10 protein-coding genes are annotated in these 13888 nt (G+C 73.3%); 5 read left to right on the top strand and 5 right to left on the bottom strand.

Annotated features, from left to right (window positions below; all coding sequences use genetic code 11):
- Nucleotides 1-108: 108 nt before the first annotated feature.
- The 3 genes from FB457_RS23470 to FB457_RS23460 all read left to right on the top strand — a co-directional run bounded on the left by FB457_RS23470 (nucleotide 109) and on the right by FB457_RS23460 (nucleotide 6007).
- Nucleotides 109-5037 carry an FtsK/SpoIIIE domain-containing protein gene (locus FB457_RS23470; protein ID WP_047016340.1) on the top strand — a complete coding sequence of 1643 codons (4929 nt, stop codon included), beginning with the start codon at nucleotides 109-111 and terminating at the stop codon, nucleotides 5035-5037.
- 230 nt (nucleotides 5038-5267) lie between these two features.
- The gene (locus tag FB457_RS23465) at nucleotides 5268-5570 is read left to right on the top strand and encodes a WXG100 family type VII secretion target (protein ID WP_026276583.1); all 303 of its coding nucleotides are present in this window, start codon (nucleotides 5268-5270) and stop codon (nucleotides 5568-5570) included.
- 101 nt (nucleotides 5571-5671) lie between these two features.
- Complete coding sequence (locus tag FB457_RS23460; protein ID WP_047016339.1) at nucleotides 5672-6007, top strand: hypothetical protein; 336 nt, start codon at nucleotides 5672-5674, stop codon at nucleotides 6005-6007.
- Nucleotides 6008-6037: 30 nt separating this feature from the next.
- Here the strand turns inward: FB457_RS23460 and FB457_RS23455 are convergent, their stop codons facing one another.
- The 3 genes from FB457_RS23455 to FB457_RS23445 are packed head-to-tail and all read right to left on the bottom strand — an operon-like array spanning nucleotide 6038 to nucleotide 8387.
- On the bottom strand, nucleotides 6038-6739 hold the full coding sequence (locus FB457_RS23455) for a hypothetical protein (protein WP_047016338.1): 702 nt from the start codon (nucleotides 6737-6739) through the stop codon (nucleotides 6038-6040).
- Nucleotides 6736-8094: a putative T7SS-secreted protein gene (locus tag FB457_RS23450; protein ID WP_047016337.1), complete on the bottom strand. Its 1359-nt coding sequence runs from the start codon at nucleotides 8092-8094 to the stop codon at nucleotides 6736-6738. The genes FB457_RS23455 and FB457_RS23450 overlap by 4 nt, the downstream gene beginning before the upstream one ends.
- The gene (locus FB457_RS23445; protein ID WP_253911258.1) at nucleotides 8094-8387 is read right to left on the bottom strand and encodes a hypothetical protein; all 294 of its coding nucleotides are present in this window, start codon (nucleotides 8385-8387) and stop codon (nucleotides 8094-8096) included. The genes FB457_RS23450 and FB457_RS23445 overlap by 1 nt, the downstream gene beginning before the upstream one ends.
- A 98-nt stretch (nucleotides 8388-8485) precedes the next feature.
- On the opposite strand from FB457_RS23445, the gene FB457_RS23440 reads away from it, so the two are divergent.
- Nucleotides 8486-9106, top strand: a complete 621-nt coding sequence (locus tag FB457_RS23440) for a hypothetical protein (RefSeq protein WP_047016335.1) — start codon at nucleotides 8486-8488, stop codon at nucleotides 9104-9106.
- 44 nt (nucleotides 9107-9150) lie between these two features.
- On the opposite strand, the gene FB457_RS23435 is transcribed toward FB457_RS23440, so the two are convergent.
- Nucleotides 9151-10506, bottom strand: coding sequence for a hypothetical protein (locus FB457_RS23435; protein ID WP_145783257.1), 1356 nt, complete (start codon nucleotides 10504-10506; stop codon nucleotides 9151-9153).
- 37 nt (nucleotides 10507-10543) lie between these two features.
- Nucleotides 10544-12634: a hypothetical protein gene (locus FB457_RS23430; protein WP_047016334.1), complete on the bottom strand. Its 2091-nt coding sequence runs from the start codon at nucleotides 12632-12634 to the stop codon at nucleotides 10544-10546.
- A 489-nt stretch (nucleotides 12635-13123) separates the two neighbouring features.
- Between FB457_RS23430 and FB457_RS23425 the strand changes: the two genes are divergently transcribed.
- Nucleotides 13124-13852 carry a hypothetical protein gene (locus tag FB457_RS23425; RefSeq protein ID WP_253911257.1) on the top strand — a complete coding sequence of 243 codons (729 nt, stop codon included), beginning with the start codon at nucleotides 13124-13126 and terminating at the stop codon, nucleotides 13850-13852.
- The last annotated feature ends 36 nt before the right edge of the window (nucleotides 13853-13888 follow it).

Here is a 13888-nt window from a genome sequence, read left to right as displayed (position 1 = left end):
CGCGAAGCCCGGGGCGGATATCGTTTCGTAGACCCTAGTGTCCGAGCTGAACGCATTTCCGCGGGGGGAAAGCCGGGGAACAGCCGGGGACGTTCGAGGAGGATCAGCGTGCGCCTCACCCTGACCGTCGTCGATCCGCTCGGGGGCGACCGTGCCGATGTCGTCCTCGACGCCGAGGCGGAATCGTCCGTAGGCGATGTCGCCCGCGTCCTGGCCGGCCAGCTCGACTCGCCGCCGCCCGCCGCGGTGCCGCACGGCGCGCCGCAGGCAGCCCAGGTGCCGGCCTCCCACGCGCAACAGGCCCAGCACGCCCACGCCCAGGCCGCGCCCGCGCAGATGCCCGGGGGCTGGGCCACGGCGGGCGCGCCGCCGGCCGCCCCGCCCGGATCGCCCCCGGCGGCGGTTCCCTTCGGCGCGCCCGGCGCCCCGCCGCAGCAGCCCGCCGCGGCGCCCGCACCGCCACCCGTCTTCGTCGACGGCTTCGCCGTCGACCCCCGCCTGCCCGTCGCCCAGTCGCCGTTGCGCGAGGGCACGGTCGTCAGCCTCTACGACCCGGTGGGCTGCCCGCCCCGCGAGGTCACGGGCCTGGTCGAGCTGCGCGTCGTCGGCGGCCCCATGGCCGGCGCGGTGCACCGTCTGGGCCTGGGCCGCGTCGACGTCGGCAGCGGCAACGCGACGCATATCCGCGTCTCCGACCCGGAGTTGCCGGAGCGCGCCTTCAGCCTCACCGTCTCCGCCGACGGCACGTGCAAGGTCCACGTCCACGGCGACCAGGAGAAGGCCACCCTCGACGGCACGACGTTCGCCGAGCGGGCCAAGCCCAAGGAGAAGTCGGACGACGACGACACCCGCAGGGCCCGCCGGCGCCGCCGCCGCGAGGCCCGCCGGGAGGAGCGCCGCCGGCGGCGAGCCGGCGAGCCGGCGCCCCCGCCGCTGCCGCAGGAGCCGCCGCAGAGCAAGGACGCCTGGCCGTACGGGGCCCAGGTCGCCATGGGCAACTCGCTCTTCGAGCTGGTCCGTTACGCCCCGCCGGACGCCGCCGTCGCCACCTCGGAGGACGGCGCCGGGCTCGACTACAACCGCCCGCCGCGCCTGCTCCCGCCCGACCGCGAGACCCGCTTCAAGCTGCCCGCGCCGCCGAAGGAGGGCCAGGCCAGGCCGCTGCCGTGGCTGATGGCGCTGATGCCGGCCGTCATGGGCGTGACGATGTGCCTCGTCATGGGCCGCTGGTATTACCTGCTGATGGCGTTCATGAGCCCGATCATCATGATCGGCAACTACTTCATGGACAAGAAGCACGGCCGCAAGTCCCATGTGAAGGCCGTCGCCGAGTACAAGGAACACAAGGCCAGGATCGAGAAGGACGCCCGCGACGCCCTCGTCGCCGAGCGCAACGAGCGGCGGCTGGGCGGCCCCGACCCCGCCCTGCTGCTGTCCACCGCCACCGGCCCGCGGACCCGGCTCTGGGAGCGGCGCCGTACCGACGCCGACCATCTGCTGATCCGCTTCGGCACCGCCGAGCTGGACTCCGAGGTGCTGCTGGAGGACCCCGAGCAGGACGAGCACCGCCGCCAGGTGCTGTGGAAGATCCAGGACGCGCCCGTCACCGTGCCGCTGCGGCAGATCGGCGTCCTCGGCATCGCCGGCGCCGGCGACACCCCGCGCTCCCTCGGCCGCTGGGCCGTCGCCCAGTCCGCGGTGCTGCACAGCCCGCTCGACGTCCAGTTCTACGTGCTGACCGAGCCCGGCGGGCAGGCCGGCTGGGACTGGATGCGCTGGCTGCCGCACGCCCGCCCGGCCGGGGAGTACGACACCAACGCGCTGATCGGCACCGACACCGAGACCGTCGCCGCCCGCATCGCCGAGCTGACCCAACTGCTCGACGCACGCCAGAAGGCCGCCAAGGACCAGCGGTCCAGCGGGCCGACGTCCTTCAAGGACCCCGACATCGTCATCGTCTTCGACGGCTCGCGCCGTCTGCGTTCGCTGCCGGGCGTGGTGCGGCTGCTGCGCGAGGGCCCGGCGGTGTCGATGTTCGCCATCTGCCTCGACTCCGAGGACCGCTTCCTGCCCGGCGAGTGCCAGGCGATCGTCGTCGCCGAGCCCAAGCCGGAGGAGCACGACCCCCGGGCCGCCGCCGCGCAGGGCATCCCCCTGCAGCAGGTGGCCGGGGCCGGCGGGCCCGGCGGCCCCGGGGGCTACCCGCCGTTCCAGGTCGGCGCCTGGGGCAATGGCCAGGCGCAGGACGCCGCGCAGCGGGCCGCCGCCGCCGACGGCACCGGCCCGATCCGGCTCCGCGTCGAGCAGGCCGGTTCCGAGCGGCGCCGCGGGGTGCGCCCGGACTTCGTCTCGCCGGCGTGGTGCGCGCTGGTGGCGCGCGGTCTGTCGCCCGTGCGGGACATCAGCGGCGAGGCGGAGGACGCGGCCATCCCGTCGTCCAGCCGGCTGCTCGACGTGGTGGAGCTGGAGCCGCCGACCGGGGACGCCATCGCCGCCCGCTGGCAGATCGGCGGGCAGTCGACGACCGCGGTCATCGGCGAGTCCTACGACGGCCCGTTCGCCATCGACATCCGCAAGGACGGCCCGCACGGCCTCATCGCCGGCACCACCGGATCCGGCAAGTCCGAACTGCTGCAGACGATCGTCGCGGCGCTCGCGGTGTCGAACACCCCGGAGAACATGACGTTCGTCCTCATCGACTACAAGGGCGGGTCCGCGTTCAAGGACTGCGTGAAGCTGCCGCACACCGTCGGCATGGTCACCGACCTCGACAACCACCTCGTCACCCGCGCCCTGGAATCGCTCCGCGCCGAGCTGCACCGCCGCGAGCACATCCTCGCCGACGCCGAGGCCAAGGACATCGAGGACTTCCAGGATCTGCTGCGCCGCGAGCCCGGCAGGTACGCGCCGCTGCCCCGGCTGCTGCTCGTCATCGACGAGTTCGCCGCCATGGTCCGCGAGCTGCCCGACTTCGTCACCGGCCTGGTCGACATCGCCGCCCGAGGCCGTTCGCTCGGCATCCACCTGATGCTCGCCACCCAGCGCCCCAGCGGCGTGGTCTCCCCGGAGATCCGCGCGAACACCAACCTCCGCATCGCGCTGCGGGTCACCGACGGCGGCGAGTCCGCGGACGTCATCGACGCCCCCGACGCCGGGTTCATCGCCAAGTCCATGCCCGGCCGCGCCTATGTGCGGCTGGGCCACGCCTCCCTCGTCCCCTTCCAGTCCGGCCGCGTCGGCGGCCGGCGCCCCGGTGCCGCCGACCCGGCGACGGCCCAGCCCTGGGCCGGCCGCCTCGGCTGGGCCGAGCTGGGGCGCGGCGCGCTGAAGCGGCCCGCGGGCGCGCAGCAGGAGGAGGACGAGATCACCGACCTGAAGGTGCTCGTCGACGCGGTCAACGAGGCCAACGAGCGCCTGGGCATCCCCGAGCAGCACAGCCCGTGGCTGCCCGCGCTGCCCGACAGCATCGAACTCGACGCGCTGCCCGCGCCGCAGGGCGCGGGGCCCCTGCCCCCCGCCCCGTACGGCATCGAGGACCTGCCCGCGCAGCAGGCCCGGCGTACCGTCGCCATCGACTTCGCCGACTTCGGGCACCTCATCGTCGGCGGCGCGCCGCGCAGCGGGCGTTCGCAGATGCTCCGTACGATCGCCGCCTCCCTGGCCCGTACGCACTCGGTCGCCGACCTGCACCTCTTCGGCATCGACTGCGGTAACGGCGCGCTCAACGCGCTGACCCGGCTGCCGCACTGCGGCGCCGTCGTCAGCCGCAACCAGACGGAGCGCGCGGTGCGCCTCATCGGCCGGCTCAAGCAGGAGCTGGGCCGCCGCCAGGAGCTGCTCGCCGCGGACGGCTTCGCCGACATCGCCGAGCAGCGGGCCGCGGCGTCGGACCCGGAGCAGAAGCTGCCGTACACCGTGGTGCTCCTCGACCGCTGGGAGGGCTGGCTGCCCACCCTCGGCGAGATCAACCACGGCGATCTGACCGACGAGATCTACGGGCTGCTGCGCGAGGGCGCGAGCGTCGGCATCCACATGATCATCACCGGCGACCGCAGTGTGCTCACCGGCCGGATCAGCACGCTGACGGAGGACAAGTTCGCCTTCCGGCTGCCCGACCGCTCCGACTTCTCCATGATCAGCCTCAACGCCCGCAACATCCCCGAGGACATCGCGCCCGGCCGGATGTTCCGCGCGGAGAGCGGTCTGGAGACCCAGATAGCCGTCCTCTCCGATGACCTGTCCGGCGCCGCGCAGGCCGCCGCCGTCGCCGCCATCGGCGAGGCGGCGACGGCGCGGGACGCCGCGGTGCCGCGGTCGCTGCGCCCGTTCCGCGTCGACGTGCTGCCCAGCCGCCTCGGCTTCGAGGAGGCCTGGGAGATGCGCGACGTCCAGGCGCAGGAGGCTTCCAAGCTGTGGGCGCTGGTCGGCGTCGGCGGCGACGAGCTGATGGGCTTCGGCCCCGATCTGGCGGACGGCATCCCGGCGTTCATCATCGGCGGCCCGGCCAAGTCCGGCCGCAGCACGGTGCTGAAGGCGATGGCGCTCACCTTCCTCCAGCAGGGCGTACGCCTGGTCATCGCCGCGCCGCGGCCGTCGCCGATGCGCGAGCTGGCGGACCGCGAGGGCGTGTTGCAGGTCTTCACCGAGGACGACATCGACGAGGACGAGGTGCACGACCTGCTCAGGCAGGCGTCGCCGGACGAGCCGATCGTCGTCCTCGTGGACGACGCCGAGATGCTGACGAACTGCGACGCGGGCGACGAGTTCAAGGCCATCGCCCGCCGTGGCGCGGAGCGCGGCTGGGCGCTGGTCCTCGCGGGAGACGAGGAGGAGGTCGCCTCGGGCTTCTCCGGCTGGCAGGTGGAGGCGAAGAAGGCCCGCCGCGGCGTCGCCCTGTCCCCGCAGGACCCGTCGGCGGGCGACCTCATCGGCATCCGGCTGAACCGCGGTTCGGTCGGCGACCAGGTGCAGCCGGGCAAGGGCCTGCTGCACCTGGGCGACGGCGAGCCGTTCGCGGTGACGACGCCGCTGACGTAACGGCCGTCGGCGTAACGGCTGCCGGCGCAGGTGCCGTCGGCGTGGGCGCCACCGTCGTGTGCACCCTTGGCGCAACCGCCACTGGCGCGACCGTCGTTGCGGCGTGTGGCATGACCCTGCAACCGCGGGGGCGGGCGACTGCGTCTACGGTTGCAAGATACGAACGATGCATGACTGACGTCTCGGGGACGGCCCTCGCGACGGTTGAGACAAACGGGAGGGTAGCTGCCATGGGCAAGGCCGATGTCGATGTTACATATCAGGACATGCGGGATGCCGCCAAGCGACTCAAGGACGAGCGGCAGGACATCGACCGCAAGCTGGATGACCTGCGCAAGTACATCCAGAGCCTGGTGAGCGACGGCTACGTGACCGGTCGGTCCTCGAAGCAGTTCGACCAGTCCTTCGACGAGTTCACCACCGGTGCGAAGAAGACCATCGAGGGCCTTGAGGGAATGGGCGACTTCCTGAAGTCCGCCGCCGAGGCCTTCGAGAACCTGGACTCCGAGCTGGAGAAGGGCCTCAAGGGCTGACCTTCGCGATTCGGTTCGGTTCGTTTCGCTTGGCCGGGGCGCCGTGGCATCGTATTCGGTGCGGCGGCGCCCCGCTTTCGTAGTGACTGGGGGAGATGCTCATGGGCAACGACGGCGACAGGCTGGCGATTCCGCTCAGCGAGCTCGACGGCTTCGGCGGCCGGCTGCGCAGCATCAAGAACCGGATGAACCGCACGAAGGCCACCTTCGAGTCGTACCGCGACGACATCGGCGACAGCGGCGTGGTCGACAAGCTGGAGGACTTCGAGTCGGGCTGGAAGGACGGCCGGGGCGATATCGACGACCAGTTGACGAGCCTGGCGGAGATGTCGGACACGGTGGTGCGCGAGGCGCACAAGGTCGACGTGGACCTGGAGAACGAGCTGAAGAAGGGCACGAAGAAGGAGGAAAGCCAGGTGGGCGGCGGCAACCAGTAGCGGCCGGCTCCCGGCCCTCCCTTCTTCTGCCTATGCCAGGTCGCCGCCCGCGGGCACGTCGAAGCCGAAGGTGCGGCCGACGTGGGCGAGCCGCATGCAGTAGGAGTCCAGCAGGAAGACGGACGGCGTGGCGATCGTGACGTACGCGCAGTAGCCGCGCGGCGCCGGCATGATCAACTGCAGCGACGCGAAGGGGATCACCGGCGCCGGAGTCTCCGCGTCGCCCCCGGGCAGGGTGAGCGACCGCAGCGATGCCGACATCACTCCGGGCCCGCCGGGGAGCTTCACCGCCAGCAGCATGTCCTGCGTGCCCTGGAGCCCCTTGCCCAACTCGTAGTCCAGCTCCCGGGGCTCCCTCTCCCCGGCGAAGAACTTCTGCTCCTTGGCGCGGTAGATGCCCTCGGCCGCCATGAGCTGGTCGTCGTGGTCGCTGGCCTGGGCGGACACGGCGAGGAGCCCCATGGAGAGCCGTTCGTCGCCGTCCACCTCCTCGGTGCCGGCGCACATCGCGGTCAGGACGGTCGTCTCGCCGCCCTCGGACAGCAGCGGCAGGAACCGGCGCATCTGGAGCCCGGCGGCAGCGAGTCGATCCTCGTCCGCGTCCGGCATCAGCCGCCCCAGCGCCTCGTCCCAGCCCGCCAGGGTGCCCGCCTCGGGGAGGCGCACGAACTCGTCCGGCACGCGGTAGCTGAACGCGTACGGGATCTTGCGGGCGCCGTCGGCCGCCGTCATGCCGCCGTCCCCATCTGCGCGGGGCTGAGCCCGCGGGTGAAGCTGTCGCCCGCCGACGCCAGCATCGCGGGCGGGTCGACCCGCGGCGGCAGCGGACCGGGCGCGACGACGTCGGGCTCCGGCGGCCGGTACTCGGTGAGCGCCGAGATCGGCCCGATGACCGGGATATCGGCCATGTTCCAGTTGCCGTCGGTCCACCGTCCGGGGTTCATGTTCGAGCCGATGGCGAAGCCCGCGCCGGCGATGGTGGCCGACCAGTCGACGAGGTTGCCCGTGGCCACGTTCATCCACCCCTGGCCCGACATGGCGAAGCCGCGCAGCGAGTTGGCCATCCCGCTGGGGAGGCGGGCGAGGTTGCCCCAGTTGCCCGGGCCGACCCGGCCGAGCGCGGCGGCGAACCCCTCGGTGGCGCGCAGGTTCCGCCCGGCCTGGACCAGCGCGCGGCCGGACTGCGCGAGCCGCGCCCCGGCGAGGCCGATGCCGCCGGCCAGCACCCCGGCCGCGTCCCAGGCGAGCGTCTGCCAGGTCATGCCCTCGGCGCCGCCGGCCAGCGCGATGGCGTGCGCCGCGAAGGCGCCCGCGCCGACCCACAGGCCGATCAGGGCCAGGCCCGCGATGCCGCCGAACGGCATGGCGAGCAGGCAGATGACGCCGATGACCATGGCGACGTCGGCGAGGATGTCGCCGATGAGCTTCCAGAAGTTGGGATCGGTGATCGTGTCCCAGGCGGCTTCGAGGAGGTTCCCGAGGTCGTCGAGACGACGTTCGAACCAGTTGGGCTCCGGCGGCGCGTCGTCCGCCGCGTTCTTGATCTGCCGCGCGGCCGTCTCGGCGTCGCCGTTGAACTCCGCGTGCAGGGCGCGCGCCCGGCCCCGTATCGCCTCCAGCTCGGCCGAGGCGGTGTCGAGCGACGCGGTCTTGCCCTTCTTGTCCTTCTTGTGCTCTTCCTTCTCCTTGTCCGTCATCCCCTCGGTGTCGCCCGGCAGCCCGTCCAGGGCCCGCTGCGCCGAGCCGACGCGGGCGGCGGCGTCCTCGGCCTCCCGCTCCAGCCTGCGGGCGCGGTCCTGGTAGCCGGTCAGCCCGGTCTCCCACGCCGAGAGCGCGCGGTGGGCGGCGTTGAGGGAGGTGAGCGCCTTCTCCAGGTACGGGGGGATCTCGGACACGGAGTCGCTGAAGGCATCGGCGGCCTTGCCGACCCAGATGCCGTCCGTCTCGCCGATCCGCTTGAGCTGGGACTGCGCCGTCCCGCTCTGGCCGGTGACCGTGCCGATGGCGGTGACGAGGCGGCGTACGGTGTCCAGATCGCCGGGCGCGGGGTCGAAGCCGAGGTTCGGGAAGTCCTCGGGGCGCGTCATTACTTCCCCGCCTTCTGCAGCTCGTCGTGGAGCTTCTTGTCCAGCTTCTCCAGTTCGTCGGCCGCTGTGACGACGAACTCCGAGACGCCCTTGGTCAGCTTGGAGAGCTGGCCGAAGCCGTAGTCCCAGGAGTCCGCGAAGTCGTCGCACGCCGAACGCAGCTCGTCGTGGCCGACGAGGCTCGCGTCGGTGCCGGCGATCTTCTTCGAGGACTCCTTCATACGGTCCCCGCTGGACTCAAGGGTCCTGGCCATCGCCATGACGTCGTCATGGAAGAACCTCAGAAATGACACGAATTCCCCCGGAAGTCGAAGTAGTTACCCGCGGAACGATCCCTCGCCGCATGATAGGAAGCAGATTACGGCGAGCACGGTTCCACTCGAAGGACGCGATGTCACCACGGCCGCAACTCCGGTCCCGGCTCCGGGCGCTGCTGAAGGCAGGCGAGCAGGGCGCCGAGACGTACACGACGATCAACCCGTGGAACTCGCGGCGTACGTTCGCGGCCTTCGCCTACCTCGCGGAGCAGTACGGATACCGCTACGCCGGCCTCTCTCCGGAACACAGCGTGAGCCGCGCGCACCCGGTCTTCGCCTTCCGCCGCCTCCCGGACGCCGGGGAACGCGCGACCCGCACGCGCGCCCGCTACCCGGACGCCCCGCTGGGCGGGCCGCTCCCGGGGTTGTCCGGCGGCAGCAGGCCGGTGCCGCTGCCGGAGGCGCGGCAGGAGGTGGAGTTGCTGCACGCCCGGATCATGGTGGACCTCTACGGCACGTCGCGCCGTGGCCGCCTCCGGATGCTGGCGGCTGCGGTCCCCCTGGGCATCCTGCTGGCCCTCGCGGTCAACGGCTCGTTGCACGCGGGCCCGTTGGCGGTGGCGGGCGGGATCACGGTGGGGTGGTGGCTGTACCTGTGGCTGGCGTCGGCGCTCATGCGACGCCGGCGACGCGGTTACGAGCGGATGCTGGAGCAGGCGGGAGCCGAGTGGCCGCCCCGGGGGACCCCGATCTGATCCCGCCTGTCCCGGCGCCCACGTACCGTGCGGGCACGGGAGTGTCAGCCCCGGGTCCGGGTGAAGTCGCCCCGCGCCACCCGGGGGGCCAGGGGGTCCCGGGTCAGGGAGCCGTAGCCCGTGGCCGCCCAGATGCTGGATTCCGCCGGGACCTCGAAGTACGGGACCTCGCGGCCCTCCGTCGTGTCCGTCAGGACCTCCGGGGCGCGGCGTTCGCGGAGTGCCTTCGTGCAGGTGTCGCAGGTGGCGACGGGGAGTTGGCGGCGGCTGCCCAGGGGGCGCCAGCGGGTGCGGTGCGTGGCGCGGCCGTGGAGGGGGTTGAAGAAGCACAGGGGGAGCGGAGTGGTGCGGCGGGGGCGCGTGGTGCGGGCGGCTTCCAGGGCGTCGCGGCCCTCCGCCACCAGGGCCAGCACGCCCGCCAGGTCGGCGCGGCTCCCGGCGCCGTCGAGGACCGTGCCCGCCGCGGCGTACGCGTCCAGCGCGGCGTGGAGGTGGGTGGCCCGGTCGGGGGTGTCGGTCGCCACTTCCCGTACCGCCTCGCCCAGGGCCACGACCTCCTCCTCCGCCCGGCGCCGCAACTCCGCCTCGTCCGCCGCCCGGGCCGCCGCGAAGACCGCCTGCGGCGTCGCGAACGGCGCCGTCGCGACGCGGGATCCGGTCCTGAAGCCGATCCGTGATCCCGTCCGGCGGCGGCGGACGTACCAGAGAAGCCCGGCGAGCACGGCGACGGCCGCAGCGGCGGCCAGGGCCAGCGGTACGGCCGAGCCGCCCCCGGACTCCTTCTCCTCCGCGTCTCCGGCGTCCCCGTCCCCGGCGTCCGCGCCGGTACCGGGCGGTGAGTCCGTGCCCAGGTCCGCCACCGCCTCCTCGTACACCTCCGTGCCGTTGCCCGCGTCGATCAGCTCCACCGCCTTCTCCACCCGCGCCGCGAGCCCCGCCTCGTTCATCTCGTCCAGGTGCCCCACCGCGCCCACCGCGTCCCGCGCCTGGTGGGTGCCGCCCGGCCACTCGAACCCCTGCAGCCAGTCGGCCTGTTCGCTGGTCGTGACGAGGATCAGGTCCCCGTCGCCGAGCCGTCCGCGCACCACCTCCGCGAGCGTCCCCGGGTCGCCGGCGAAGTCGTCGCCCTTCGCGAGCGGTACGAGCACCACCTTGACCGGCAGCCCCGTCTCCTCGATCCGCGCGGCGATCGCGCGCTGCCGCGCCTCGTCCACGGCCCCGGTGTAGGCGTCGTGTACGTAGACGGGGGAGTCCCGGAGGCGGTCGGCGATCTCCTCCCCGGGGCTCGGCGCCGCCCAGGCGGCCGGGATGGGGAAGAGGACGAGCAGCAGTGCCGCCAGGGCGGCGAGCCGCACCACCCGGACGAACCGCGCCGGGCCGCGGGCCGACCCGGCGGGCAGCCGCCGCCCGGCAGCCAACGCACGTCCCCGCCCCTGCTCAGCCGTGGACACCGGCGGCCTCCTGTACCTCGCGGATCAGTCGGGGCACCCCCTCGCCCGCCGTGCGCAGCGGGCCCGGGGCCGTGTCGTACGGGATACGCGCCTCCCCGCGCGGCGACGGGAGCGTGAGGCGCCGGCGGTGTGCCGTGCCCGGGTCCGACCTCGCCGCCCTGCGGCAGCCCGCGCAGAGCGGGACCGTGCGGGCGGGGGCGCCCGGGGCCGGGCGGATGCGCTGCCTGCCGTGGGCGGGGCCGTGCATCGGGTTCAGGGTGCACAGGCGGGCCGGGGTGCCCGGGGCGGCGAGCGTCGCGCGGGCCGCGCGGATCAGCGTGATCGCCGTCGCCAGCGACTCCGCGGTCGCGTCCGTGTCGATCCGGCCGTCCTCCTCCACGTCGACCAGCAACTGCGCCGCGTCCAGGCAGTCCCACACCCGGACACGCAGCGCGCCCGCCGGGTCCGCCGTCTCGAACTCCCTCGCCAGCGCCTCCAGTTCCGCGTGCGCCGTCCGCCGGAGGTACGCCTCCGAGGGGTCCGGCGGCGCCTCGTACGACCGTTCGCCGGCGGCCGCGACCGCCGCGGTTCTCGCCGGCCGCACCCTGCGGAAGATCCGCACCGTCCCCGCCACCAGCCCGAACACCAGCCCCGCCGCCAGCGTCCCGACGAACAGCCCCGGTGCGAAGTCCGCCGCGAACACCGACGGCAGCGCGTCCTCCGCCACCGGGTCCGGCGGGTCCATGGGCGACGGTGCCCTCCCCGGGGCGCCGCCGGGCCGGGCTCCGTCCAGCTCCTCGACCAGCATCGCCACCCGCTCGCCCAGCCGCAGGTCGTCGTCGTCCACGTCGCGCGGTGGGTACCCGATCGCCTCCGGCAGCAGATACAGGTCGACGTCCAGCCCGATCCCGTGGTCGACGGCGCTCACATAGCCGCTCCGCGGATCGGCCAGTACGTAGACGCCGTCTCCGCCGGCCGTCCGGCCCAGCGCCTTCAGGAACGTGTCCGCCTGCCCGCCGGACTCGTCCTCCGGCGCCATCGGCACCGAGGCCACGTACACCGGCACGTCGAGGCCGCCGATCTTCCTGCGCAGCCCGGCCAGCTCCGCCGAGTCGATCTGCGCCGGCGACTCCGGGTCCACGTACACCGGGTCCTGCGCGAGCCCCGCCGACACCCGGTCCAGCCGGGCGTCCATGTCCGCCCGCGTGGGCGGCGGGCCCGGGTCCGTCGTCTCTTCGTCGTACAGCACCGCGGCGCCCAGGGCGATGGACCCGGCCAGCACCGCCGCCGTCGCGACCGCCGCGGGCAGCCCGCGCCCGCCGACGTCCGCGAAGCCGCGGCCCGTCGTCTTGGCACCCGCCCGAGCGGCCCGCCTCCGCAGCACGTAGGGCACGAGCAGCAGCGCCAGCAGCGGCACCCCGGCCAGCAGGATGCCCGTCAGGAACGACTGGTTCGCGCGGTCCGTGCGCGTGATGTGCAGCCTCTCCGGCTCCTCCTCCGGCGCGCGGCCCGCGTCGCTGCCGTACTTCTCCCGCGCCGCCTCCGCGCGCCCCGCCGGGTCGTCGTCGGTCAGCGCCTCCACGAAGCGCTGGAACGTGAGCAGCGGCCCTGCGTCGTACGGCAGTTCATAGAGCGCCACGGTCGCCGCCGACTCGGCCGGCACGTCGACGCCGAAGGGCACGGCGGTGATGCCGATGCCGCTGCTGTCCAGCAGTACGTACAGCCCGTCCCGGCGCAGCCTGTCGTGCACGGCGCCGAGCAGCCGCTCGTCGAACGGGTTGCGCTCGGGCAGCAGCACGACGTACGTCGGCACCCCCGTGCGCTTCGCGGCCTTCGCGAACTCCCCGGCGGCCGACCGCGGTATCTCGCGCGGGGCCTGGTCCGTCACGTACACCGGTTCCGCGCGCAACTGCTCCGCCAGATACGCCGCCTGCCCGCCCCCGCCGCCGCTCCGGCCGCCGTCCCCCTCCGCCCGGCCCGCCGCGACCGCGTCCCCTGCCGGCACCCCGGCCGCCGTCAGGCTCGCCAGAAGCAGCAGCAGGCCGGCGGTGAGCATGGCGCGCACCGACGCCCCCGCGCCCCCCACGGACTTCACCATCCCCCGGACCCCCCGAGTCCGCCGCACACCCGCTCCCGCACCGGCTGCCGCACGTGTATACCCTTTCCCACCGGATCGTAGCGACGACCACTGACATCCGTAATCGCGCCCCGACTCCCGCGGAATTCCGTTCATTCGGCGAGTTGGCGACTGCACATATCCGGATTCGCCAATACCCGGTCCACAGTTCTGTCACAGCGTGCACCGCCAACGGCGCGGCCGCCCCCGCTCCCGGCGCGCGCGTGGACACGTACGCCCGCGGGAACCGGCCCCGTCCGCCCCCGCAAGCTGGTCGTTTGCGGCCCGGAGTTGGTTGTCGTCTCAGCCATCGGAACTGTCGACGGGCTGTGACGCTCTCGTTGCCTGACGCGGGTTGAGGGGGGTTTAGGCTACTGCTACGGTTCGATGGCTTGACAACCTGTTGCGGCGTTCTCGGCCGATCAGGTAGGGGAATTTCGGCCAGGAAACGGCGAGTTACGGGGTGATTCCGTGAAGACCAGGGAACGCACGGCAGCCGCGGGCGGCAGGTCGGCCGCCCCTGTTCCGCAGTCCGGCGACAGACTGCCGTTTGCTCCTCGCGAACGCAAACCCGCGCTGGCGGCGCTGGCCGTGCTGCTCATCCTCGCGGGCGCGTTGGGCACCGCCGTGCTCGTGCTGCGCGCCGGCAACCAGGTGGCCGCCGTGCAGATCTCCGAGCGCGTCCCCGCCGGCGAGGGCATCTCCGACGAGGACATCGAGCAGGTGATGATGCCGGAGGACAGCGACATCCCCTACATCCGCTGGGACCTGCGGGGCGACCTCGACAAGTTCTACGCCACCACCGACCTCGTCCCCGGCAGCGTTCTGGTGAGCGAGATGATCCAGAAGGGCAAGGGCCTGGAGGAGGGCCAGACCGTGGTCGGCGTGACCATGGAGTCCGGCCAGATGCCCGGCGGCCTGGTCGACGGCGCCCGTGTCGACGCCTACTTCGTCGGCGACAGCCCCAGCTCGTCCGGCAGCAGCGAGGACGGCAGCACGGGCTCCTCCGGCACCGTCACGACCGGCGACGTGCTCGCCGAGGGCGTCAAGGTGCAGAGCATCAGCCGCGGCGACGAGGGCACGGTCACCAGTGGAACCGTGACCGTCAATCTCCTCGTCGACAAGACGCAGGCGGGCCCTCTCGTGGCGGCGGCGTCCGAGAAGGAAGTCGGCCTGACTCTCGTATCCAGCGGTAGCTGACGTCGTCTAGCGGGACTTCACGGGAGCGAGGGAACT

Source organism: Streptomyces sp. CNZ287 (assembly GCF_007827615.1).
The sequence above is the reverse complement of the archived record's forward strand: the minus strand, read 5'-3'. Positions and strand labels throughout refer to the sequence as shown.